This is a genomic window from Mesorhizobium sp. RSR380A (assembly GCF_054719385.1).
This window is the reverse complement of sequence record NZ_JBTTIB010000001.1, coordinates 2,225,762-2,245,550: the sequence shown is the minus strand read 5'-3', so window position 1 is coordinate 2,245,550 and position 19,789 is coordinate 2,225,762. Positions and strand designations below refer to the sequence as shown.

The 19,789-nt window shown below is 63.6% G+C and carries 18 protein-coding genes and 1 tRNA gene; 9 read left to right on the top strand and 10 right to left on the bottom strand.

Annotated elements, in window-relative coordinates; translation table 11 throughout:
• Nucleotides 1-59: 59 nt before the first annotated feature.
• Nucleotides 60-764 (top strand): response regulator transcription factor, encoded by a 705-nt coding sequence (locus ACYG9Z_RS10815; protein ID WP_023751678.1) that lies wholly within the window; start codon nucleotides 60-62, stop codon nucleotides 762-764.
• A 71-nt stretch (nucleotides 765-835) separates the two neighbouring features.
• Here ACYG9Z_RS10815 and ACYG9Z_RS10810 read toward each other — a convergent pair whose 3' ends face one another.
• Together ACYG9Z_RS10810 and ACYG9Z_RS10805 are read right to left on the bottom strand one after the other, a co-directional pair.
• Entirely contained in the window at nucleotides 836-1,006 is a 171-nt protein-coding gene (locus tag ACYG9Z_RS10810) for a hypothetical protein (RefSeq protein WP_023670062.1), read from the bottom strand.
• A gap of 33 nt (nucleotides 1,007-1,039) precedes the next feature.
• Nucleotides 1,040-1,372 (bottom strand): hypothetical protein, encoded by a 333-nt coding sequence (locus ACYG9Z_RS10805; RefSeq protein ID WP_023670061.1) that lies wholly within the window; start codon nucleotides 1,370-1,372, stop codon nucleotides 1,040-1,042.
• 331 nt (nucleotides 1,373-1,703) lie between these two features.
• Here ACYG9Z_RS10805 and ACYG9Z_RS10800 point away from each other — a divergent pair, with 331 nt between their 5' ends.
• Nucleotides 1,704-2,165, top strand: coding sequence for a L,D-transpeptidase (locus ACYG9Z_RS10800; protein ID WP_023683946.1), 462 nt, complete (start codon nucleotides 1,704-1,706; stop codon nucleotides 2,163-2,165).
• Between the two features lie 164 nt (nucleotides 2,166-2,329).
• Here ACYG9Z_RS10800 and ACYG9Z_RS10795 read toward each other — a convergent pair whose 3' ends face one another.
• Nucleotides 2,330-5,413, bottom strand: a complete 3,084-nt coding sequence (locus ACYG9Z_RS10795; protein WP_023696405.1) for an efflux RND transporter permease subunit — start codon at nucleotides 5,411-5,413, stop codon at nucleotides 2,330-2,332.
• Nucleotides 5,410-6,714 (bottom strand): efflux RND transporter periplasmic adaptor subunit, encoded by a 1,305-nt coding sequence (locus ACYG9Z_RS10790; RefSeq protein WP_023708598.1) that lies wholly within the window; start codon nucleotides 6,712-6,714, stop codon nucleotides 5,410-5,412. The genes ACYG9Z_RS10795 and ACYG9Z_RS10790 overlap by 4 nt, the downstream gene beginning before the upstream one ends.
• Before the next feature lie 149 nt (nucleotides 6,715-6,863).
• Between ACYG9Z_RS10790 and ACYG9Z_RS10785 the strand changes: the two genes are divergently transcribed.
• The 5 genes from ACYG9Z_RS10785 (at nucleotide 6,864) to ACYG9Z_RS10765 (ending at nucleotide 12,108) form a co-directional block, all read left to right on the top strand.
• Nucleotides 6,864-7,400: a TetR/AcrR family transcriptional regulator gene (locus ACYG9Z_RS10785; RefSeq protein WP_023670057.1), complete on the top strand. Its 537-nt coding sequence runs from the start codon at nucleotides 6,864-6,866 to the stop codon at nucleotides 7,398-7,400.
• 348 nt (nucleotides 7,401-7,748) lie between these two features.
• Complete coding sequence (locus tag ACYG9Z_RS10780) at nucleotides 7,749-8,537, top strand: 3-hydroxybutyrate dehydrogenase (RefSeq protein WP_023714996.1); 789 nt, start codon at nucleotides 7,749-7,751, stop codon at nucleotides 8,535-8,537.
• 140 nt (nucleotides 8,538-8,677) lie between these two features.
• Entirely contained in the window at nucleotides 8,678-9,496 is an 819-nt protein-coding gene (locus ACYG9Z_RS10775) for a chromate resistance protein ChrB domain-containing protein (RefSeq protein WP_023714995.1), read from the top strand.
• A complete protein-coding gene (chrA, locus tag ACYG9Z_RS10770; RefSeq protein WP_023751679.1) occupies nucleotides 9,493-10,884 on the top strand; it encodes a chromate efflux transporter in 1,392 nt (463 codons plus the stop codon). The genes ACYG9Z_RS10775 and chrA overlap by 4 nt, the downstream gene beginning before the upstream one ends.
• A gap of 237 nt (nucleotides 10,885-11,121) precedes the next feature.
• Nucleotides 11,122-12,108, top strand: coding sequence for a methyltransferase (locus ACYG9Z_RS10765; RefSeq protein ID WP_023751680.1), 987 nt, complete (start codon nucleotides 11,122-11,124; stop codon nucleotides 12,106-12,108).
• 10 nt (nucleotides 12,109-12,118) lie between these two features.
• Here ACYG9Z_RS10765 and ACYG9Z_RS10760 read toward each other — a convergent pair.
• Together ACYG9Z_RS10760 and ACYG9Z_RS10755 are read right to left on the bottom strand one after the other, a co-directional pair.
• A tRNA-Arg gene (locus ACYG9Z_RS10760) sits at nucleotides 12,119-12,195 on the bottom strand.
• Between the two features lie 107 nt (nucleotides 12,196-12,302).
• Nucleotides 12,303-13,466, bottom strand: a complete 1,164-nt coding sequence (locus tag ACYG9Z_RS10755; protein ID WP_023742908.1) for a M20 aminoacylase family protein — start codon at nucleotides 13,464-13,466, stop codon at nucleotides 12,303-12,305.
• Nucleotides 13,467-13,699: 233 nt separating this feature from the next.
• Here ACYG9Z_RS10755 and ACYG9Z_RS10750 point away from each other — a divergent pair, with 233 nt between their 5' ends.
• Together ACYG9Z_RS10750 and ACYG9Z_RS10745 are read left to right on the top strand one after the other, a co-directional pair.
• Nucleotides 13,700-14,878: a D-alanyl-D-alanine carboxypeptidase family protein gene (locus ACYG9Z_RS10750; protein ID WP_023699101.1), complete on the top strand. Its 1,179-nt coding sequence runs from the start codon at nucleotides 13,700-13,702 to the stop codon at nucleotides 14,876-14,878.
• Nucleotides 14,879-14,881: 3 nt separating this feature from the next.
• Nucleotides 14,882-15,976, top strand: a complete 1,095-nt coding sequence (locus tag ACYG9Z_RS10745) for a CobW family GTP-binding protein (RefSeq protein WP_023751681.1) — start codon at nucleotides 14,882-14,884, stop codon at nucleotides 15,974-15,976.
• 12 nt (nucleotides 15,977-15,988) lie between these two features.
• Here ACYG9Z_RS10745 and ACYG9Z_RS10740 read toward each other — a convergent pair whose 3' ends face one another.
• The 4 genes from ACYG9Z_RS10740 to ACYG9Z_RS10725 form a co-directional block, all read right to left on the bottom strand.
• A complete protein-coding gene (locus tag ACYG9Z_RS10740) occupies nucleotides 15,989-16,237 on the bottom strand; it encodes a sulfurtransferase TusA family protein (protein WP_031244042.1) in 249 nt (82 codons plus the stop codon).
• 59 nt (nucleotides 16,238-16,296) lie between these two features.
• Nucleotides 16,297-17,592, bottom strand: coding sequence for a L,D-transpeptidase family protein (locus ACYG9Z_RS10735; RefSeq protein ID WP_023751683.1), 1,296 nt, complete (start codon nucleotides 17,590-17,592; stop codon nucleotides 16,297-16,299).
• A gap of 233 nt (nucleotides 17,593-17,825) precedes the next feature.
• Nucleotides 17,826-18,776 (bottom strand): acetyl-CoA carboxylase carboxyltransferase subunit alpha, encoded by a 951-nt coding sequence (locus ACYG9Z_RS10730; RefSeq protein ID WP_023685389.1) that lies wholly within the window; start codon nucleotides 18,774-18,776, stop codon nucleotides 17,826-17,828.
• Nucleotides 18,777-18,864: 88 nt separating this feature from the next.
• Complete coding sequence (locus tag ACYG9Z_RS10725; protein ID WP_460222813.1) at nucleotides 18,865-19,776, bottom strand: site-specific tyrosine recombinase XerD; 912 nt, start codon at nucleotides 19,774-19,776, stop codon at nucleotides 18,865-18,867.
• Between the last annotated feature and the right edge of the window lie 13 nt (nucleotides 19,777-19,789).

The following is a 19,789-nucleotide window of genomic DNA, read 5'->3' as shown; positions in this document are numbered from 1 at the left end:
TGGGTATAAACATGATGTCCAGCACTCATATCCGGTTGCGGGGGAACGGGAAGAAAAACATGGCTGCACGATCCGTCATCGCGCTGGTTTCCGTCGCCGATGTGGTGGCCGGCGATCTTGCCGATCATCTCGACCGGCGCGGCCATGACGTGCGCGAGGCGCGGCAGCCCTGGGAAGCTGAATCCCTGCTTTCGGCCGGAGGCATCGATATCGTCATCGTCGGCGACAGCCTCAGCCAGGCGGAAGGGCGGGACCTGCTCAGGCGTTATGGCGGCGGCCAGAGCGCGGACGGGAAGGCGGGGCCGGATTTCATCCTGATCTGCCGGCCGGCCGATCTGGTCGACAAGGTGCTGGCGCTCGAGCTTGGCGCCGCAGATGTCGTCGAAAGTCCGCTCAATGTCAGGGAGCTTGCCGCGCGCATCGGCGGCCTGCTGACGCGGCGCGGCAGGTCCGCCCAGGAAATGATCGTGCTGGAAAATGCCACCGTCGATTTGCGGTCGGCCATCGTCATGCACCGTTCGGGTACGGAAGAACAGCTGTCGCCGGGCCAGGTGGCGCTGCTCAGGCTGTTTCTGGCCAGCCCGCGCAAGGTGCTGACGCGCGACGACATCATTGCGGCGGCGCCCGCCGAAAATGCCGATGCCTTCGACCGCTCGATCGATTCGCGCATCGTGCGGCTGCGCCGCAAGCTCGACACCGAAACCATCACAACTATACGCGGCGCAGGCTACCGGTTCGACCCGCCGACGCAGCGCGCCGACTGAGGGTCGGGAGGCTGGATTGTTCCTCGGCTCGCCCAAAAAAGCTGCGCAATCTCGGGCGCCATGCATAGGCGTCAGCGCACCACCAGAAGCGATGGTCCCGACGGCAATTCGCTGGCGACTACGATTTCGCTGGCGGCATGCGCGCGGTCCTTCAGGAGAACCGTGGCGAGACCGGCAAAGCCGAGCAGGCCTTGTGCATAGAGCAGTACCGAAAGCACGGAGGCTGCAGATTTCGTCTTCATCGGTTGTCCCCAAAAATCAGAACCGCGGGTGCTTCAGGATAAACCCGAAGTGCCCGCGTCGCCCACGGAGCCCCCCGTTGCGACGCGGGCCTTCGGTCCTCTCGGCAGCAAGTTGCCGGAGGGGCCGCGCATCCACTTCAACCCGAGGCCGACCCGCCAGAGGGCCCTGAGACGGTTGATGCGCAGACTGGAGACAATCCAGACCAAGGCTATGAACAGCGCGGCATGCAGCGTCGAAATCTCACCCGAATTCATCACCGCCAGTTTCGTCATCGGGGTGCCGGCTACTGTGCCGATGCCGCCGACGACAAATGCGGCGATGCTTATCCTGAAGAGCCAGGACAGGGTGGTCGATTTGATGCTCATTTTCGTTGGCGCCGGCTGTTCTCGTTGGGATGACTGTGCCGCGAGCCTGTAACCAGATCATGCCGCCCAGGCCGCGCTTTGTTGCAAGTCGGTTTCGAGCGAAGCCAATCTTCTTTCATATAAGGACATCAGCACTTTCGTTTGGGGGCGCGGTGCGTGATCGGGAGTGCGCAGCGAAGGCGGAGCACGCTTCCCTTGTCCACCTTGCTTGTTAACCAGAGGAAACAGATTCGAAACACAAACGAGCCTCAGCGAAGTCAGTCTGAAACATGGCGCGGGGATAAGGCGGCCACCGAATTGACGCCGGCAGGACCGGCAAAGAGGAGCCATCATGTACAAAGCCATTTCCGCCAAACTCATCAACGTCACCGCCGCAGCCGGCGGCGCCGCGCTTCTGCTTGGCACCGCCAACAGCACCGCCCATGCCGCGGCAAACCAGATCGTGGCGCGTGTTTCGCTGTCGCAGCAGACCATGGAAGTGCTGGTCGATGGCCGGCCGACTTTCGCCTGGAAGGTCTCGACCGGCGACAGTGCGCATGTCACGCCGACCGGCTCGTTCAAGCCGACCCGCATGCACGAGATGTGGCATTCGAAGAAATACGACAACGCGCCGATGCCGCATTCGGTCTTCTTCAGCGGCGGCTACGCCGTGCATGCGACCAACGCCATCAAGCGGCTGGGACGGCCGGCGTCGCATGGCTGCGTGCGGCTGCATCCCGACAATGCCGCCGACTTCTACCAGTTGGTCGAAACCTTCGGCCCGACCAACACCAGCATCGTCATCGTCAAGTAGCAGACTGCGTTTGGAGCGATGGTGCAGCGCAGCCGGCCAGGTCATGCCGCACCGCAAGTTCCCGCCTGAAGCTCCATCAGAGCTTCGCGGTAAATCAATCCAGTCAAAAAAGAGGCCGGAAATTTCCGGCCTCTTTTCGTTTGTTCGCTAACGCCGTTCGCAGCTCAGTCCGCGTGCACCGGCATCAGCTTCGGGTCTGGCTTTTCGGCGTGGTGCGGCAGGTCCTTGCTGGCGATGAAGGTGTAGAACATCGGCACCACGAACAGGGTGAACATGGTTCCGACCAGGATGCCGGTGAAGATCACGAGGCCCATCGAATAGCGCGCCGCCGCACCAGCACCACTGGACACGATCAGCGGCACGACGCCGAGCGCCATCGCCGCTGTCGTCATCAGGATCGGCCGCAAGCGCACCTTGGCCGAGGCGACGATCGCATCGCGCCGCCTCATGCCATGCAGCTCGCGCTGCTGGTTGGCGAACTCGACCAGAAGAATGCCATGCTTGGTGATCAGACCTATCAGTGTGATCAGGCCGACCTGCGTGTAGATATTGAGCGTTCCAAGCCCCAGATTGAGCGGCACGATGGCGCCAAAGATCGACAGTGGCACCGCCATCATGATGATCAGCGGGTCGCGGAAGCTTTCGAACTGCGCCGCCAGCACCAGATAGATGACGATTACGGCGGCTGCGAACGCGATAAGGATCGTGTTGCCCTGCTCCTTCTCCTGCCGGGACTGGCCGGAATAATCGATGAAGAAGGTATCGGGCAGGCTCTCCTTGGCAAGGTTCTCCAGGGTCTGCAGCCCGTCGCCCGTGGTGACGCCGGGAAGCGGCAGCGCTGATATCGTCGCCGAGTTCAGCTGGTTGAACTGCTCGATCGCGGCCGGCGCGGCGTTGGTCGAAATCTTCACTACCGCTGAAAGCGGCACCATTTCGCCGGTCACGCTACGCACGAAATATTCGCCGAGCTTCTCGGGATTGTCGCGGAATTCCTTCGGCACCTGCGGGATGATGTCGTAGCTGTTGGAGTCGCGGTCGAACTGAGCCACTTCGGCGCCGCCGACCAGCAGCGTCAGCGTCTGGCCGATGTCGGCGATCGGCAGGTTGAGAGCCGCCGCGCGGTCGCGGTCGATGGTCACCGTCACCTGCGGAGCGTCAAAGGACATCGAGTTTTGCACGACGATGAAGCGGCCGGAGGCCTGCGCCTTGTTCTTAATCTGCTCGGCCGCCTCGTAGACCTCGGCGGAACCACCGGTCGAGCGCACCACCATGGAGATCGGCAGGCCGCCGCCGGAGCCCGGCAGCGTCGGCGGCGCGAAGACGAAGGCCTCGACGCCGGCCACCTTGCCGAGGCGTCCCTGGATATCGGCTTGAAGCTCCTTTGAGTTGCGCTGGCGCTCGGCCCAATCCTTGAAGGCGAAGCCGACAAAGGCGCCGTTGGTGGCGCCGCCAAAGGCAACGGCAGAGAATTGCGCCCTGGTTTCGGGAATGTCCTTCACCAGGCCGAGGATCTGGTTGACGTAGGTCTCGGTGTAGTCCGAGGTCGCGTAGCGCGGTGCCGTCACGATCGACAACAGGAAGCCCTGGTCCTCTTCCGGCGCCAGTTCGCTCGAGGTCTTGGTGAACATGAAGCCGGTGAGCGCAACCAGCGCCACGACCATCAGCAGTGTCACCGGTCGATTTCTCAAGGAGGCGGTGACCGCCCGCTCATAGACATGCTCGACACGGCTGAAGGTTCCGTCGACGACGCGCTGGAAGCGACTGTGCGATCCCGCCTTGAGCAGACGCGCCGCCATCATCGGCGTGATGGTGACGGCTATGAGGCCGGACAGCACCACCGAACCGGCGAGCGTCACCGCGAACTCGCGGAACAGCGCGCCGGTCAGGCCGCCGGTGAAGGCCAGCGGCGCGAACACGGCGGCGAGCGTGATGGTCATGGCCACGATGGCGGAGAAAATCTCGCGCATGCCGTTGAAGGCCGCCTGCATCGGCGACATGTGGTCCTCCTCCATGTGGCGATGAATGTTCTCCACCACCACGATAGCGTCGTCGACGACAAGGCCGATGGCCAGCACCATGGCCAGCAGCGACAGAAGGTTGATTGAATAGCCGACCGCAAACAAAAGAAAGCAGACGCCGACCAGCGACAGCGGGATGGTCACGATCGGCATCATCACCGAGCGGAATGAGCCGAGGAACAACAGGATGACCACGACGACGATGGCGACGGCTTCGGCGATGGTCTTGAACACTTCATCGATCGAGGCGCTGATCTGTTCGGTGGAATCGTAGACGATTTCGATGGTCATGCCTTTCGGCAGCGTCTCTTGAATCAAAGGCACGATCTTGTGGATCGCCTCCGCCGTTGTCAGCGGGTTGGCGGCCGGCGTCGGGAAGATGGCGAGGAAGGTGCCGGGCTTGCCATTGAAGCTCACCCTCGTGTCGGTGCTCTCGGCGGCAAGCTCGACTCGCGCCACGTCGCGCAAGCGCACCACCTGGCCGTCCGTCGAGCGCAGCGGAAGCTCGGCAAAGGCCTCAGGCGTCTGCAGCGTCGAGCGAACCGTGATCGAGGAGACGACATATTCGTTCTCGGTGTTGCCGGGCGCCGACAGGAAGTTGGAGTTGTTGATCGCCGCCAGCACTTCGGCGGCGGTGACGCCACGCGCAGCAAGCTTGACCGGGTCGATCCAGACCCGCATCGAATATTCCTCGGCGCCGAAGATCTGCACGTCGGCGACACCTTCGACCGTCGACATGCGGGGCCGCACGACGCGCTCGATATATTCGGTGAGCTGCTCCTTGCTCATGTTCGGATTCTGCATCGAGATGTACATCATCGCGAACTCTTGGCCGGTGCCCTTGACGATGACCGGGTCCTTGGATGCATCCGGCAAGGTGCCGCGTACGCCCTGCACCTTCGACAGGACCTCGGTGAGCGCGACATCCGGATTGGAGCCGAGCTTCATCTGGACGACCACAGTGCTCGAAGACGGCCGGCTGGACGAGGTGACGTAGTCGATGTTCTCGGTCGAGGCGACGGCCCGCGCGATCGGGGCGGAGATAAAGCCCTGGATCAGGTCGGCGCTGGCGCCGGGATAGGCGGTGGTGATGGTGATCGCCGTCTCGTCAACCTTGGGATACTGCCGGATCGACAGGTTGAAGATGCCCTGGAAACCCAGGAGCAGGATCATGCAGGCGAGGACGGTGGAGAGGACCGGCCGGCGAATGAAGATGTCGGAAAAGTTCATTGCTGAGCCTGCTGGTTAGCCGACTTGCTGGGGTCAATGGTGTTGTCGACAGCGACGGACATGCCGTTGAAGAGACGGTTCTGACCGGCGGTGACGACCTCGTCACCGGTCTTGATGCCCTCGATGATCTCGACCATGCCGTCGTTGCGGCGGCCGGGCTTCACGAACACCTGCGACAGCACGAGCGCCGGCTTTTCCGGTTCTGCCGCGGGCTTCGCGGGGTCGACAGCCGGCTTGTCCGCGGGCTTCGCCGCGGCGTCTTCGGCAGCCGGTTTCGCGTCTGCCGGCTTTGCATCTGCCGCCGGCTTTGCTGCGTCGGCCCCCGCGGCAGGCTTTTCCTCGGGTTTCGCGGCTGGGGCGCCTTCCGCCGGCTTCGCCGGAACGACGACGAAGACGAAGTCGCCATAGAGGCTCGACGTCAATGCCGTCTGCGGCAAGGACAGAATGTTTTTCTCCTGCGGCAGCTCGACGCGAACCTGGACGAACTGGCCGGGCGTCAGCTTGCCGTCAGGGTTGGCGACCTCGCCGCGGACGGACACCAGGCGGCTTGAAGCGTCGATCTTGGGATCGATGCCGCGAATGGAGCCGGCAAACGGCATGTCGGCGCCGCCGCCGGTGCCGCCGAGGCCGAGCCGCACCGCCTGGCCTATCTTGAGCAGCGGCAGCTGCTGTTCGGGTACCGAGAAATCGACCCGCATGGTGTCCAGATCCTGCAAGGTCACCACTGCGTTGCCGGGCGAGAGATATTGGCCGAGGTCGATCTTGGGGATGCCCACGGTGCCGGCGAACGGCGCCGTCAGCTGCTTCTGATCGAGCACGGCCTGCAGCTTGTTGACCTGCGCGGCGGAGGCCGATGCAGCGGCTTGAGCGGTGTCGAGCGTGGCATCCGTTCCGACGCCGCGCCGCTGCAGCTCCAGCGCGCGTTCGAGCGCCGTCTTGTCGGACACGGACTGCGCCTTGGCCGCGACCAGATCCGCGCGTTCGACGGCATCGTCGAGCTGCAGCAGGACCGAATCGACCGGCACCTTCTGGTTGGCATGGAAAAGGATGTCCTTGACGATGCCGCTGGTCTCGACGGTAAGGTCGACACCGCGCACGGCGCGTACCGTGCCGATCGCCTCGACGCCCGGCGTCCAGTCGGAAGGCTTGACGACAACCGTCGATACGGTCGTCGCCGGCGGCTTCATGGTGGCGAAATACTGTTTGATAGCGTTGTCGCGGAACAGGTTGAAGCCGACAACGCCGACGCACACCAGAGCGAGCAGAAGCAGAATTGCGGTGATAGAGATGAAGCGCTTCACGAACTGTCCCCTCGGCCGGTGTCCGGCAAAATAGCCGAATAGCGGGACACTTATCGACGCCAGGTCCCGATTACAAATGACGGCGAACTTACTGTACCGTCTGGACGGTCTTGTCAATTCCGCCTAGGCTGGTGCGGGGGAAGGGATCGATGAAGACCCAAAGGGCAAATTCGCGCGACAAGATACTCGCCGCCGCCGCCGATGTCGCACGCGAGACCGGTCCCGGCAGCCTGTCGCTTGACGCCGTCGCCAGCCGCGCCGGCGTGTCGAAAGGCGGCCTGTTATATAACTTTCCGACCAAGGCCAAACTGATGCAGGGCCTGGTGGAGAATTACCTGCGCGCGTTCGAGCTGGCGCTGGAATCGGGCCGTGTCGCCGGCGCCAGCGGCGAGAGCCTGCTCGCCACCTATATCCGGCTCTCGGCGGATGATTGTGAGGAGCCGAAGCCGACGGCTTCGTGGATATTCTCGGCGATCGCCGAGGATCCGGATTTCCTGACGCCGATAAAAGCCTTCAAGTCACAGCTGCTGCAGCGGCTGAAGAGCGAGACGCCGGACCTCAAGACGCTGCTGGTCTGCTTTCTGGCCATCGAAGGGCTGCGCAGCATGAACCTCTTCGATTCCGACGTGCTGTCCGCCGACGAACGCCACTTGCTGGTATCGGCCCTACTGGAGATTGCGGGATAGCTTAGGGCGTCGCGGTCGAAGAAGCGATACGGGCCGGGCGGAAAGGACGGTTAGTGAGCGGCATGGCATAGGCACGCATCACGACATCGGCGATTTCAAGCTACAGCCCCCCTGATTCGTTGGATCGATGCTTCAGGAATGACTGCGCGAATGCGCGGCCGACTATGTTGCGCCGCACCATAACACTGCCGTGCCAGCCTTGACGTGTCAGCCTTGAGACGGCGCTCGGCGAGGCCGGCAAAGCGCGTTTTAGGGCTGTGATGGCGCCGACATATGGTTATGGCATTGTCATGTTGCGGCGCACAAACTATGTGCCTTTGTAGTCCTCCTAACAGTCGCGAGATCTCCATGGGTTCCCTTTCTTCGAAGAATGCGCTCGTCACCGGATCGACCAGCGGCATTGGCCTGGCCATTGCCCGCGCCCTTGCCGCCGAGGGCGCCAACGTCACGATCAACGGCCTTGGCGAAGCCGCGGCGATCGAACAGGAGCGCGCCGGCATCGAGAAGGATTTCGGCGTCCAGTGCCGCTACTCCGGCGCCAACATGATGGACGGCGCAGCGGTGACCGCCATGGTGCGCGAAGCCGAGCAGGCCTTGGGCAGCCTCGACATTCTGGTCAACAATGCCGGGATACAGCATGTCGCGCCAATCGAGGAGTTTCCCGACGACAAGTGGGAAGCCATCATCCGCATCAATCTGCTTGCCGCCTTTTACGCGATCAAGGCCGTGGTGCCCGGCATGAAGGCGCGCAAATGGGGCCGCATCATCAACACCGCGTCGGCGCATGCACTGGTCGCCTCGCCGTTCAAGTCGGCTTACGTCTCGGCCAAGCACGGCATAGCGGGTCTGACCAAGACGGTAGCGCTGGAAGTCGCGCAGGACGGCATCACCGTCAACGCCATCGCGCCCGGCTATGTCTGGACGCCACTGGTCGAAAAACAGATCCCCGACACGATGAAGGCGCGCGGCATGACCGAGGAACAGGTCAAGCACGACGTGCTGCTGGCAGCGCAGCCGACGAAGCAATTCGTCACCGTCGAGGAGCTCGCCGCGCTGACTCTGTTCCTGTGCTCTGACGCAGCCAGACAGATCACCGGCACCACCTTGCCGATGGATGGCGGCTGGACGGCGCAGTAGGCGCGGTCCCCCGGCGCCGCTCTTTCCTTGACAAAGGCGAAGGATCAATCCAGCATTGTGGCAAGGGGTTCCTTCGCGACGACCCCGTGAGGCGTCAGCCCAATGATCGCGTCCAAACTCTCACGCTGGAGGTGGACGCCATGCCGTCAACAACCGCAATCACCGTAGCGCAGCTTTCCCGCCTTGTCGGTCTGTCCGACGCGCCTGTTCTTGTCGATGTCCGCATCGACGAAGACTACGACGCCGATCCGCGCCTGCTTCCGGCCTCGTGCCGGCGCGACTTCAAGTCTGTTTCGAACTGGGCGGCCGAATTAACGGGGGCTCATGCTGTCGTCATCTGCCAGAAGGGGCTGAAGCTTTCGCAAGGCGTTGCCGCATGGCTGCGCCATGAGGGCATTGCTGCCGAATCCCTTGAAGGCGGCTTCGAGGCGTGGCAGGCGGCCAAGGGGGTTCTGGTCAAGGCCGACAAGATACCGCCCCGCGACGACAAGGGCCGCACGGTCTGGGTGACGCGTGCCCGCCCCAAGGTCGACCGCATCGCCTGTCCCTGGCTGATCCGCCGCTTCGTCGATCCCTCGGCGGTGTTCCTGTTTGTCGAGCCGTCTGAAGTGCTGGCGGCCGCCGATCGGTTTGGGGCGGTTGCCTTCGACATCGACGACGTGTTCTGGAGCCATCGCGGCGAGCGCTGCACCTTCGACACGATGATCGAAGAGTTCGGGTTGCGGTCCGAAGCGCTCGATCGCCTTGCGCTGATCGTGCGTGCAGCCGATACGGCGCGCCTCGATCTCGTACCGCAGGCGGCCGGGTTCCTCGCTGCATCGCTCGGGCTGTCGCGCATGTTCCGCGACGATCTCGAACAGCTTGATGCCGGCATGCTGCTCTACGATGCGTTCTTCAGATGGTGCCGCGATGCCACTGACGAAACCCACAATTGGCCCAGCGCGGGCAAAGCGCCATGAGCGCCCTTGCCGCGGACGACGATGCACAGGCTACCGAGGCTCCGATCGTCCCGACCTTCCGCCAAGCCGCGAAACTGTGGGCAAGGATCGGCCTGCTCTCCTTCGGCGGGCCGGCCGGACAGATCGCGCTGATGCACAAGGAATTGGTCGAGGATCGCCGCTGGATCGGCGAGCAGCGGTTCCTGCATGCGCTCAACTACTGCATGCTTCTGCCAGGCCCCGAGGCACAGCAGCTCGCCATCTATATCGGCTGGCTGCTGCACCGGACCGCCGGCGGCCTCGTTGCCGGCATCCTGTTCGTGCTGCCCGGTGCGTTTGTCATGCTGGGCCTCAGCATCTTCTACGTGCTTTACAATGATGCGCCCGTCATCGAGGCGCTGTTTTTCGGCATCAAGGCGGCGGTGCTGGCCGTCGTCGTGGAGGCGGTCCTCCGCATCGGGAAACGGGCGCTCAAGAACCGGGTGATGATGGCGATCGCGGTGGCCGCGTTCCTTGCCATTTATGTCATCAGGCTGCCGTTTCCGCTGATCATCCTGGTTGCAGGGCTGACCGGCTGGATCGGCAACCGCCTGGCACCGGCGCGTTTTTCCGGAGCCGCACGCGGCAAGGACAATTTGCCCGATGTCAGGGGCGCCGTCGACGTCATGTTCGAACGCGGCGAACTCGCTCACACCAAGCCGACGAAATGGCACGCGCCGCGCACCATCGCGATCTGGGTGCCGATCTGGCTCGGGCCGGTCGTACTGATCCTGGCGCTGACCGGCCCTGCCAGTGTTTGGGCACAGCTTGGCGGCTTCTTCAGCCTGATGGCGGTGGTCACATTCGGCGGCGCCTACGCCGCACTCTCCTATGTCGCGCAGGCAGCGGTGACGTCGTTCGGCTGGCTGGCGCCGGGTGAAATGGTCGATGGGCTTGGCCTGGCCGAGACGACGCCGGGACCATTGATCCTGGTGCTGCAATTCGTCGGCTTCGTCGCCGCCTACCGGCACGCCGGTGCGATGGGACCGCTTGTCGCCGGATCGCTCGGCGCATTGCTGACGCTCTGGGTGACGTTCGTGCCGTGCTTCTTCTGGATCTTTCTCGGTGCCCCCTACATCGAAGCGCTGCGCGGCAACAAGGCACTGTCGGCGGCGCTGAGTGCGATCACGGCGGCTGTCGTCGGCGTGGTGATGAACCTTGCGCTGTGGTTCGCACTGCATGTCGTCTTCGGCGCGGTGCACCGCGTTGGCCTGGGCATGGAGGTGCCGGTGCTGTCGTCGCTGGATTGGCGTGCCGCGCTGCTGGCGGCAGCCGCTATGGTCGCCATGCTGAAACTGAGGATCGGCATGCTGCCGACATTGGCCGGCTCGGCGCTGGCCGGACTGGCGCTGCTGGCCTTGCCTGCGTAGCGTCCGAAGGCGCGACCAGCCATTATCACAGCCGGATTTTTGAGGTATGCCGGGCCGGCGCACAACGGTCGCGGGCGCTGGTAGGATCAGCGCTGGCCCCGGAGATACGCTTTACGTCGAACCCGATACCGCCAAGCTGAACCTGCTCGACGCGGAGAGCGGCGCGCTGGCGAACTGATTTGACGAGGTTGGCCGATCTGTTCAAAGTCGATCCTGGATCGCACAACGGGATATGACATGGTGGATTCCGATCGGATCGACAAGCTGATCGCAGGGGTGCCCCCCGCCTTGGCGCTTCGTGCCGGGCTGGACCTTGGCATCTTCACCCGGCTCGGCGGCGATGCTGCGACTGCCGACAGCCTTGGGGCAGCGCTCAAAGTCGAGCCCGCTCGTCTGTCGCGGCTCCTCTACGCGCTCGCCAGCATCGGTCTCCTCGACGTCAAGGATGGTCAGTTTCGCAACGGAGCCGAAGCGTCGAAGTTTCTCGACGCGTCCAAGCCGACCTATCGCGGCGGCGATCATGTGCTGCTGCGCGAACTCTGGGGAGCCGACCTTTTGACCGCAGAGTCGCTGCGGCAGAACCGGCCGGCCGCGCTGCATGACTTTTCTGAAGCGGGGCCAGAATCCGCAGCGGCCTTCAGCCGCATGCTCGCACCGGGAGGGGTGATTTTCGGCCGGAATCTGGCCCGTGAGCTGGACCTCTCGGCGGTCCGTTCGGTGATCGACATCGGCGGCGGCGCCGGGACCATTCTGGTCGGACTTCGCGAGCGATGGCCGCATATTGCGGCGACTTTGATGGAACTCCCGACGGTCGCAGCGGTCGCACCAGCGATCCTGTCGGAATACGGTGCCGGCGATGTGGTTGTCGAAGAAGGCGACATAACGGTCGCTCCATCGACCGGCCGGCATGACTTGGCAATCCTGAAGGCTGTCGTCCAGGTCCTGCCGCCGGACCAGGCGCGCAGTTCGATCCTGAACGCGGCGCGTTGCCTCACCCAAGGAGGCGAGATCGCAATTGCGGGGTGGGGTGTCGTCGATGACGACCGTCTCGGCCCGCCTGAGGGTGTCTTTCTCAATCTCACCTTCCTGAACCTTTACCGCGCAGGCGAATCGTACACGGAAGGTCAGTATCGCGGGTGGATGGCCGGGGCTGGGTTCCGGGATATCTCCAGGTCGCAGCTGACCGACGGCACCACGTTGTTTCGTGGGCGCCTCACGGACTGATCGTGGCTGCTGGTGATCCCGACAGGAATCGAACCTGTGACCTACAGATTAGGAATCTGCCGCTCTATCCTACTGAGCTACGGGACCACGCGGCCCGACACATAGCCGCTTCCGATCGTTTCGCCAAGAGGGCTCGCCGAAGGCAATGAAGAGGCCGGCCGAAGGCAATTCGGCCGGCCTTTCGGCGGCATATGTCAGGCTGCGAGCGCCGTTTCGGCCAGTTTTACCCAGTAGCTCATGCCGTGCGGGATGACTTCGTCGTTGAAGTCGTAGGCCGGATGGTGGAGGCCGGCGGTCTCGCCATTGCCGATGAAGATGAAGGCGCCAGGGCGGGCTTCCAGCATGTAGGAGAAGTCTTCGCCGCCCATCACCGGCTGGATGGCGCGGTGGACCTGGGTGTCGCCGGCGACATTTGCCGCGACATCGCCGGCAAAGACCGTTTCTTCCGGATTGTTGAAGGTCACGGGATAGTTGGCGTCATAGTCGACGGTGATCGTCGCGCCGAAGGCGGTGGCTATTCCTTCGCAGATGGTGCGGATGCGCTCTTCCGATTTCTTGGCGATCTCTTTCTTCAGCGTGCGCACCGTGCCGGCGATCTCGGCGGTCTCGGGAATGACGTTATAGGCGTCGCCGGCGTGGAATTTCGTCACCGAAACCACCACCGCCTCGACCGGATCGGTGCTGCGCGAAGCGACCGTCTGCAGGGCGCCGACCAGCTGGCTGGTGATGACGATCGGGTCGATCGTGCCGTGCGGCATCGCCGCATGGCCGCCGCGGCCCTTCACGGTGATGGTGAACTCGGCGGTCGCCGCCATGATCGGACCCGGCCGGATGGCGAACTGGCCGACCGGCAGGCCCGGCATGTTGTGCATGCCAAAGACGCGCGAAATGTCGAAACGCTCCATCATGCCGTCCTTGACCATCTCGTTGCCGCCGCCGCCGCCCTCTTCGGCCGGCTGGAAGATAACCGCAACCGAACCGGCGAAATTGCGCGTTTCGGTCAGATATTTGGCGGCGCCCAAAAGCATCGCCGTATGGCCGTCATGGCCGCAGGCGTGCATTTTGCCAGGCACGGTCGAGGCATAGGGCTTCCCGGTGATCTCGTTGATCGGCAGCGCGTCCATGTCGGCGCGCAAGCCGATGGTCGCGCCTTGCCCCTTGCGGCCATGGATGATGCCGACGACGCCGGTCTTGCCGAGGCCCGTCACCACGTCGTCGCAGCCGAATTCCTTCAGCTTCTCGGTGACGAAGGCGGCGGTCTTGAAGACATCGAAATTCAGTTCTGGCGTTTGGTGCAGATGGCGTCGCCAGCCGGCAACTTCATCCTGCATCTCGGCGGCGCGGTTGAGAATCGGCATAATGGTTCCATCTCGCTGTTGGAGCAGACGATCTGGCCTGCTTGATTGCAATTGTGATTGCCATGCTTGTTGCCATCTTGGCACTTTGCCATCTTGGCGTCACATAGGGTAAATAGCACCCCAGACAATGTGATCCGGAAATTGAGGGCCGGATCAGGTCATGCTGGCCATCGCGTAACGAAATCTTACGGAGCCAGGGGCGACTACGGCAAGAGGCGATTTCGGATTCCATGATGCGGCACAGCCATATCCTCAAATTACTGCTAACGGGCGGCTTGGCGCTACCTATGCTGGCTGGGCCAGCTTTGGCCAATCCGGTGATCCTGTTCGACCTCAACAGCGGCAAGGTTCTGCAGCACCAGGACGCCTTCAAGCGCTGGTATCCCGCTTCGCTGAGCAAGCTGATGACCGCCTATGTCACCTTCCGGGCGATTGCCGCCGGCGAGGTCCAGCTCGATTCACCGATCAAGGTGACCAAGCATTCGGCGGGCGAACCGCCGAGCAAGATGGGCTTCAAGCCGGGCTCGGTGATGCGGCTCGACAATGCGTTGAAGATGATGCTGGTCAAATCGGCCAACGATATCGCCATGGCCATCGGCGAAAACATAGGCGGCTCTCAGGCCGGATTCGCCGTTCGCATGAATGCGGAGGCGGCGCGGCTTGGCATGACCGGAACGCATTTCGTCAATCCGAACGGCCTGTTTTCGCCGGAGCAGTACACGACGGCGCGCGATCTTGCCCTGCTGGTGATGGCGATCCGCAAGGAATTCCCGCAATACGCCCCCTGGTTCTCGATCGAAGGCCTTGCCGTCGGCAAGAAGGCGATCTCCAACTACAATCTCTTGATCGGGCGCTATCCCGGCGCCGACGGCATGAAAACCGGGTTCGTCTGTCCCTCGGGCTTCAACATGATCGGCTCGGCGACACGCAATGGCCGCACGCTGGTCGCGGTCGTGCTCGGCGAAAAATCGGCGATCAGCCGTGCCGAGACCGCCGCCAGGCTGCTTGACCAGGGCTTTGCCATGCCCGACCCGAACTGGCTCACGGTCGCGGCCATGCCTTCCTATGGCGATACCATGTCACCCAACGACATGCATGATGAGATCTGCAGGAAGAAGGCGCCGCACGAGCAGTCCGAGGCGGCTCCGCCGGTGGCCGCGAAGGGCGCCGACGTGCCGAAATCGCCCTATCAGGAAAAGCTCGACCACGTGCCGACGCTGGTTGCAGTCGGCCTCGGCGGCGCCACCGGGCCGGCGCCGAAGGCGATGCTCGACCAGGGCGGCCAGGAATACGCCGATGTGCCGCTGCCGAGCTGGCGGCCAGACATTCCGGCGCCAAAGGGCGCCGAACCGGCCGTGGTGGGCCAGGCAACCGCGGTGCAGGGCGACCAGCTGGTCAAAGCCGCGAACTAGGCGATGGCTGGCTTTCCGATACCCGTCACGGTGGTCACCGGCTTCCTCGGCGCCGGCAAGACGACATTGCTCAACCGGCTGCTCAAAGATCCGGCACTGGTCGACACGGCCGTCATCATCAACGAATTCGGTGAGGTGGCGATCGACCACCTTCTGGTCGAGCAGGCCTCGGACGGCATCATCCAGCTGTCCGACGGGTGTCTATGCTGCACGGTGCGCGGCGAACTGGTCGACACGCTGGCTGACCTCGTCGACCGGCTGCAGACGGGCCGTATCGCCCGCCTCGCCCGCGTCGTCGTCGAAACCACCGGGCTCGCCGATCCGGCGCCGGTGCTGCAGTCGATCATGGCGCATCCCGCCCTGGTGCAGGCCTTCCGACTTGATGGCGTCATCACGCTGGTCGACGCGGTCAACGGCAATGCGACGCTCGACGGCCATGTCGAGGCGGTCAAGCAGGTGGCAGTCGCCGATCGCATCGTGCTGACCAAGGTCGATCTGGCCAGCGATTCCGGCGACGTCGATGCTTTGCGAACGCGAGTCCATCAGCTCAATCCAGGCGCCGTGGTGCTGGAGGCCGGCGACGGCCGAACCGGCGTCGCGGCGCTGTTCGACTGCGGCCTCTACAATCCGGCGACCAAATCCGCCGATGTCCGGCGCTGGCTCGGCGAAGAAGCCGCCCATGAGCACCACCATCATCATCATGATCACGGCGAGCATGAGCACCACCACGATTCCCGCGTGCGCTCCTACTCGCTGGTCCATGACGGCCCGGTGCCGTTTTCGGCGATCGAGATGTTCCTCGACCTGCTGCGTTCTGCGCATGGCGACAAGCTTTTGCGGATGAAGGGCGTCATCGAGCTTGCGGAGGACCCGTCGCGGCCGCTTGTTGTCCACGGGGTACAGAAGATCCTGCATCCGCCGGCGCGGCTGCTGGCCTGGCCGGACGGCCAATGCGGCACCAGGCTGGTGCTGATCACGCTCGATATGCCGGAAGATTATGTGCGCCGGCTGTTTTCCGCTTTCACCAACCGGCCGTCGATCGACACGCCGGATCGCGCGGCGCTGGAGAGCAATCCGCTGGCGATAGCCGGGGGCTGATTCTCAGGCTCGCTATGCGCCGCGTTCGACCAGGAAGCGGTGGCCGCAGCTGACGGCTGACGTTTCAACCAACTGGTGACCAGCGTCGGCGCAAAAGGCGGGGATGTCGATGACCGCCAGCGGGTCGGTGGTCTCCAGCCAAAGCCGGCTGCCCGGCTGCATTGCCGCCAGGCGTTTTTTCGCCTTGAGAACGGGCAGAGGGCAGTTCAGGCCCTTGAGGTCATAGATCGCGGTGTGATTTGTTTGTTTGTCTTCATGCATGTCTTTGTCCCAAAACCGCGGCGCACTTTTGGGCGGCATGCATCGGCAAGGCGAAAACCTCAGCCGCCGAACATGCCTAGCAGCTTGTTCTTGATCTTCGACATCCGGCTTTCGTCCGCCGGCGGTTCTGCAGGCGCCGCCTCGACGCTCGCAGTGGCGACCGGCTGCTGGGCGGCCTGCTTGGCTGCTTCCTTTTCGGCCAGCGCTTGGGCCTTTGCCGCTTGCTTTTCAGCCAGTGCCTGGGCCTTGGCGGCTTTCGCAGCCTCGATGGCAGCAACCCGCTGTTCCTCGGCCTTGCGCTTGGCTTCCTTCTCTGCGTCCAGCGCCGCCATCTTGCGGCCGGCGGGCGAATCGATGCGGCCCATGCGCGCCGTCTCGGTCAGCGTGCCGTCGGAATTCAGCGACGGCGGTTCGATCGGCACGCGCTCGCCCCGGGCGCGGCGCTTCGACCAGTCGGAAACGATGCTGGCTTCCTTGATGCCGGCAATGGTCGGCTTGGGCGCCGGCACGCTGGCCTTGACCGCGCCGGTGAAGGCTGCGTCATAGCTGCTTTGATAGGCGTTGAGTGCGCTCTTCAGCGAATCCGGCTGCGTGGTCGCCGGGCAGGCGCCAGTCGGATCGAATGTCGTGCCCTCAGGCGCCACCTGGTTGAAGACATAGCGCTTGTCGCAGACATCGACCTTCGGTGGCACCTTGGTGATCTCGAAATTGTCGTAACCGACCTTCAGCATCTTCCAGAACTCATAGTTCGGGTCGTTGCGGTAGCGCGCCATGTTGGCGGCGGTCATCCGGAACGGGAAGGCCTGGATCTGGAACTCGGTCTGGCCGCCCTGGAAGGCATCGCGACCAAAAGCGTAGATCTGCTCGATCTGCGGGTCGGTCATCGAATAACAGCCCGACGACGAGCAGGCGCCGTGCACCATCAGATTGGCGCCGGTGCGGCCATTGGCACGGTCATAGGCGTTGGGATAGCCGATGTTGAAGGACAGGTGATAGTTCGAGCGCGGATTCATCTGCGACGGGCGGACCGTATAGAAACCTTCCGGCGCCTGGCGGTCGCCCTCGGTGTATTTTGGGCCGAGCTTGCCCGACCATTTGCAGATGTCGTAGCTGGCGACCATCTCGTAGCGGCCGGTGGTCTTGGCCTTCCAGATTTCGAGCTTGCCTTCTTCCTTGAAGATGCGAGCCATCACCGACGAGGTGCGGATCATGCCCTTGGCCTTCATGTCGGCCAGGATCTTGTCCGGCAGCGGTTTGCTGGCTTCCGGCGCAAAATTCTTCATCGAGGAATCGTTGCAGCCGGCAACGCCAAGCGCGGCGATCAGAAGTCCAGTGCGGGCAAGCTTGGTAAACATGGATACGGCTATATCTTTTTCTCGCGGCACGGCCGGATAGCGCCCGGGCCTGCATGCTGACACTGACGGACCCTAAGCCCGTTAACCTTGAAAATTCCTTACCGCAAGCGTCGGACGGCGCCCCCCACGGCAATTCGCCCGGTGTCACGGATTTTTTATTGAGCCGAATGCGGCGGCATTTTTGTGGCGAAATTGCTCCTTAACGCCACATTGCGGTGCGCTGCCGGCCAAAATCAGAGGCTGCGGCCCATCGCCAGATATTTTTCGCGGCGCTGTTCGCGAAAATCGGTGTTGGCGCCGGCAAAATCCTTCATCGTCTTGGCGATGAGGTCGCCGGTGGCGGCGATCACCGTTTCGGGCGCGCGCTGGGCGCCGCCGAGCGGCTCGGCAATGATGGCGTCGATGATCTTCATTTCCAGAAGGTCCTGGGCGGTGATCTTCATGTTGGTCGCCGCATCTTTCGAGCGCGTGGTGTCGCGCCACAGGATCGAGGCAGCGCCTTCCGGCGAGATCACCGAATAGATGGCGTGTTCCAGCATGTAGACGCGGTTGGCGGTGGCGATCGCAATGGCGCCGCCCGAACCGCCTTCACCGATGACAACCGAAATCGATGGCACTTTGAGGCCGAGGCAGGCCGAGGTTGAGCGGGCGATGGCTTCAGCCTGGCCGCGTTCCTCGGCGCCAACGCCGGGGTAGGCGCCGGCGGTGTCAACCAGCGTCAGAAGTGGGATCTGGAAACGGTCGGCAAGTTCCATCAGCCGCACGGCCTTGCGGTAGCCTTCAGGGCGCACCGAGCCGAAATTGTGCTTGAGCCGGCTCGCCGTGTCGGAGCCCTTTTCCTGGCCGATGACGGCCACCGGTTCGCCGCGGAAGCGGGCGAAGCCGCCGATGATTGCCTGGTCCTCGCCGAAATTGCGGTCGCCGGCGAGCGGCGTGAAATCGCTGAACAGACCCTTGATGTAGTCGAGGCAATGCGGCCTGTCGGTGTGGCGCGCGACCTGCACCTTCTGCCACGGCGTCAGCGCCTTGTAGATGTCGCGCAGCGCGTCGCGCACGCGCTTCTCGAGCCGGCTGATTTCGTCGCCGACGTCGACCGCCTCGCCATTCTCGGCAAGCTTCTTCAGCTCGAGGATCTTGAGTTCAAGGTCCTGCACCGGCTTTTCGAAATCGAGGTAATTGTACATTCTTGAGCGGACCGATGCGTCGGAAGGCAAACATCGCGCAGATGTAGGCTCCGCGCGGGCACGTTGCCCTCACATAGCGATATGAGGCCTAGTCGGCAAGCGGATGATGATCGTTGACCAACCGCACCAACCGCTCTTCCAGCACATGCGTGTAAATCTGCGTGGTCGAGATATCGGCGTGGCCGAGCAGCTGCTGCACCGCCCTGAGATCAGCGCCGTTCTGCAGGAGATGGCTGGCAAAAGCATGGCGCAGCACATGCGGCGAAATTTTGGCCGCCGATATGCCGGCCCGCGCGGCAAGGCCTTTGAGGTCGCGGGCAAAGACCTGCCGGGAGAGAAAGCCGCTGTCGCCGGCGGCCGGGAACAGAAACGGGCTGTCGGCGAAAGCCGGCACCGACGCCCGGGCCGTGAGCCATGCCCGCATCGCCATGCGGGCCTTGGCCGACAGCGGCACCATGCGCTCCTTGTCGCCCTTGCCGCGCACCATGAAGAAGCGGTCGTCGCGCTGGGCGACGGTCACCGGCAGGCCGACAAGTTCGGAGACGCGCAACCCGGTGGCATAGAGCACCTCGACCAAAGCGTGCAGGCGCAGTGCCGCCACCCGGTCGCCATTGACGCCATCGCCTGTCTCAAGCGCCGCACGGTCGAGCAGCCGACCGGCATCGGCCTCGCTCATCGTCTTGGGCAGCGGCCGGCCTTTTTTCGGACTGTCCAGCGTGCCGGTCGGGTCGTCGCCGCGCAAGCCCTCGGCGTAGAGAAACTTGAAGAACTGGCGGATCGCCGACAGTTTGCGCGCCTGCGACGTCGACGCAAAGCCGCGCGCCGCGATATCGTCGAGATAGGCGCGGATGTCGGCTGCGGCGGCAGCGGCAAGCCCGCCGGCAATCTGCTGCGAAGCGTCTTCGAGATCACGGCGGTAGGAAGACAGCGTGTTTGCAGCGGCACCGCGTTCGGCGCTCATCATCTCGAGAAAGGCTTCGATGCGAGCCGCGCTGTTCATGTTCCAGGGGTCA

Coding starts and splice junctions, on each gene's coding strand:
- ACYG9Z_RS10730 (WP_023685389.1), bottom strand. CDS start 18,776: ATGTACAATTACCTCGATTTCGAAAAGCCGGTGCAGGACCTTGAACTC.
- ACYG9Z_RS10750 (WP_023699101.1), top strand. CDS start 13,700: ATGCGGCACAGCCATATCCTCAAATTACTGCTAACGGGCGGCTTGGCG.
- ACYG9Z_RS10755 (WP_023742908.1), bottom strand. CDS start 13,466: ATGCCGATTCTCAACCGCGCCGCCGAGATGCAGGATGAAGTTGCCGGC.
- ACYG9Z_RS10725 (WP_460222813.1), bottom strand. CDS start 19,776: ATGAACAGCGCGGCTCGCATCGAAGCCTTTCTCGAGATGATGAGCGCC.
- ACYG9Z_RS10780 (WP_023714996.1), top strand. CDS start 7,749: ATGGGTTCCCTTTCTTCGAAGAATGCGCTCGTCACCGGATCGACCAGC.
- ACYG9Z_RS10735 (WP_023751683.1), bottom strand. CDS start 17,592: ATGTTTACCAAGCTTGCCCGCACTGGACTTCTGATCGCCGCGCTTGGC.
- ACYG9Z_RS10795 (WP_023696405.1), bottom strand. CDS start 5,413: ATGAACTTTTCCGACATCTTCATTCGCCGGCCGGTCCTCTCCACCGTC.
- ACYG9Z_RS10740 (WP_031244042.1), bottom strand. CDS start 16,237: ATGCATGAAGACAAACAAACAAATCACACCGCGATCTATGACCTCAAG.
- ACYG9Z_RS10815 (WP_023751678.1), top strand. CDS start 60: ATGGCTGCACGATCCGTCATCGCGCTGGTTTCCGTCGCCGATGTGGTG.
- ACYG9Z_RS10745 (WP_023751681.1), top strand. CDS start 14,882: ATGGCTGGCTTTCCGATACCCGTCACGGTGGTCACCGGCTTCCTCGGC.
- ACYG9Z_RS10810 (WP_023670062.1), bottom strand. CDS start 1,006: ATGAAGACGAAATCTGCAGCCTCCGTGCTTTCGGTACTGCTCTATGCA.
- ACYG9Z_RS10800 (WP_023683946.1), top strand. CDS start 1,704: ATGTACAAAGCCATTTCCGCCAAACTCATCAACGTCACCGCCGCAGCC.
- ACYG9Z_RS10785 (WP_023670057.1), top strand. CDS start 6,864: ATGAAGACCCAAAGGGCAAATTCGCGCGACAAGATACTCGCCGCCGCC.
- chrA (WP_023751679.1), top strand. CDS start 9,493: ATGAGCGCCCTTGCCGCGGACGACGATGCACAGGCTACCGAGGCTCCG.
- ACYG9Z_RS10805 (WP_023670061.1), bottom strand. CDS start 1,372: ATGAGCATCAAATCGACCACCCTGTCCTGGCTCTTCAGGATAAGCATC.
- ACYG9Z_RS10765 (WP_023751680.1), top strand. CDS start 11,122: ATGGTGGATTCCGATCGGATCGACAAGCTGATCGCAGGGGTGCCCCCC.
- ACYG9Z_RS10775 (WP_023714995.1), top strand. CDS start 8,678: ATGCCGTCAACAACCGCAATCACCGTAGCGCAGCTTTCCCGCCTTGTC.